The sequence below is a fragment of the Klebsiella sp. MS 92-3 genome (genome assembly GCF_000195655.1).
Classification (GTDB): domain Bacteria; phylum Pseudomonadota; class Gammaproteobacteria; order Enterobacterales; family Enterobacteriaceae; genus Klebsiella; species Klebsiella pneumoniae.
Map to the genome: position 1 here is coordinate 71,314 of NZ_GL882815.1, position 1,798 is coordinate 73,111.

Sequence of the window (1,798 nt, forward strand, 5' to 3'; positions counted from 1 at the left end):
GCGTTTCAGCACTATATCATTTGCTACCATGCACAACAGCGATCGTTCCATGAATCACGATACATGATGTTCCCTTCTGTGTATATCCAGGTGATCGTCTCATAACGGAAATCAATGTCTTCAAGGTGAGTACTTGTCATTCCGGCCGGATGTGAATTTGGTGTGATTGCCGTAATCTTAATATTCGCCATCGCTATGTTAAAATATTCAACTTCCAGTCCCGCCTCATTTATTCTGTACATTTTTAGCGTTGCCGATCTTAATGTTCGACCTTCACAAAGAGCCCTAAATAACAAAGGTGTTGTTCTGTCAAACTCTTTTTGAATTTTAACCGGTGTATGAAGACGGGTTCCCGTCAGCTTTCCTGTATTATTATCGGTAGGTAACCAAACATGATGATTCACTGCGCGCAATTCGATGGAACCCGTGCGTGTGGGCATCAGGCAAGAACCTATAATAGGCGAATTATTCTCATCAGTTAACCATAAATATGCTGGATTTGACATTACCCCTCCTCTTTCATATCAGTTTTTAACTTTAAACCAAACGACAACGTGAAACCCAATGATTAATAAAACAAAAAGTCCTATTAAGTTAATGGCAATGTCAGGAAAAAGAGAGACTGCAATCATGCTAAATATAATGATTAATAATACAATACCCCATCCCCATAAAAAAAGAATGAATTCTTCTTTTAACCATCTTTTCAAGAAATCCATCCATTCACCTCATTAATTTAATAAGTAATTCAGCAAGTTCATCATCAGAAATAATCATCGGATTTAAATAAGGAACGCCTGTGATGACAGGTTCGATGAGAAAGTACATCATCTCCAGATGGTTAGCGTATAACGCATTGTAATAAAATGAATTATGCATTTTCAAATTGTCAGCGCTATTAGCGGCATCCTGAATCAATCCATACACGTTTAATACCACTGCGGTAGCAGTTACACTCCCTTTAAGGACTAATGACCTTGCCCTGTTGATACGCCCATATACAACAGTATTAAACCTGGAAGTCTGGCAAATCATGGTTGCTACTGCCATTATTAAAATACGATTAGTTAATCCTGAAGATGATATGTAAACTCCCGCGCCGACAAGCTTCTTGAGAATATATTGAGCTTTTTCTTCTTTTTTATTTTGAAAGTAGGTTTCTATATATATTTTAATCATTTGGAAAATGATATCACGACTTTTAACTAACTGCGCCAGCCCTGCAATAAATCTTGTGTCCTCTTGCTTTAACTTAGAACAAACACCCTGATAATTATCCATTAAGCAGGAAGTATAATACGAAGCACGGGTTATACCATTTCCCATTTGATTCAGTGTATCAATAACATTCTTTTTTACTCCAGCAAATGCTTCATCAAATTTTATGGCCAGAATACGCTCCGCCTCGATTGAGGTAATGATGAAATTCCTATAATACATAATTAGATCCTTCCTTTATTAGATCATTCATTGTTCCGGCACATATTTCTCATGATCATCTGGCCTTTCAATATACTTATAAAACGATGGCCTTGATAGTAATATTGACTCTACTCTTTTGTTTATATTCCCTCGCCCCCTGCCCGGTTTAAAATATCTCGGTTAGCTATTACTTCGTATTGTTTCATATTTTCGCTGGAAAACCGCGCAGCCGGGCGCAGAAACAGGGACTCTATCGTCGGCTCTGCGCGCGGTTAGACGATGAGATGGCGGTCAGCCTGCAGGACGTGATGGTGGTTATCCAGTTTTACCAACTGGAGGACTGGAATTTTAGCGCAGGGAAGATGGCGGATGAATG

Annotated in this window: 3 protein-coding genes and 1 pseudogene; 1 reads left to right on the forward strand and 3 read right to left on the reverse strand. The window is 38.7% G+C overall.

The features are described 5' to 3' along the window. Positions 1-23: 23 nt before the first annotated feature. The 3 genes from HMPREF9538_RS12560 to HMPREF9538_RS12550 are packed head-to-tail and all read right to left on the reverse strand — an operon-like array spanning position 24 to position 1,440. Positions 24-506 (reverse strand): Hcp family type VI secretion system effector, encoded by a 483-nt coding sequence (locus HMPREF9538_RS12560; RefSeq protein ID WP_009485260.1) that lies wholly within the window; start codon positions 504-506, stop codon positions 24-26. An 18-nt stretch (positions 507-524) separates the two neighbouring features. Next, positions 525-719: a hypothetical protein gene (locus HMPREF9538_RS12555; protein ID WP_002904612.1), complete on the reverse strand. Its 195-nt coding sequence runs from the start codon at positions 717-719 to the stop codon at positions 525-527. Positions 720-723: 4 nt separating this feature from the next. After that, a complete protein-coding gene (locus tag HMPREF9538_RS12550; protein ID WP_009485261.1) occupies positions 724-1,440 on the reverse strand; it encodes a hypothetical protein in 717 nt (238 codons plus the stop codon). A gap of 173 nt (positions 1,441-1,613) precedes the next feature. On the opposite strand from HMPREF9538_RS12550, the pseudogene HMPREF9538_RS30065 reads away from it, so the two are divergent. Further along, positions 1,614-1,798: pseudogene (locus HMPREF9538_RS30065) on the forward strand (tautomerase family protein); the annotation flags it as partial.

Bases quoted from the DNA above. Each gene is read 5' to 3' on its own strand.
- HMPREF9538_RS12560 (WP_009485260.1), bottom strand. From the start codon at position 506: ATGTCAAATCCAGCATATTTATGGTTAACTGATGAGAATAATTCGCCT.
- HMPREF9538_RS12555 (WP_002904612.1), bottom strand. From the start codon at position 719: ATGGATTTCTTGAAAAGATGGTTAAAAGAAGAATTCATTCTTTTTTTA.
- HMPREF9538_RS12550 (WP_009485261.1), bottom strand. From the start codon at position 1,440: ATGTATTATAGGAATTTCATCATTACCTCAATCGAGGCGGAGCGTATT.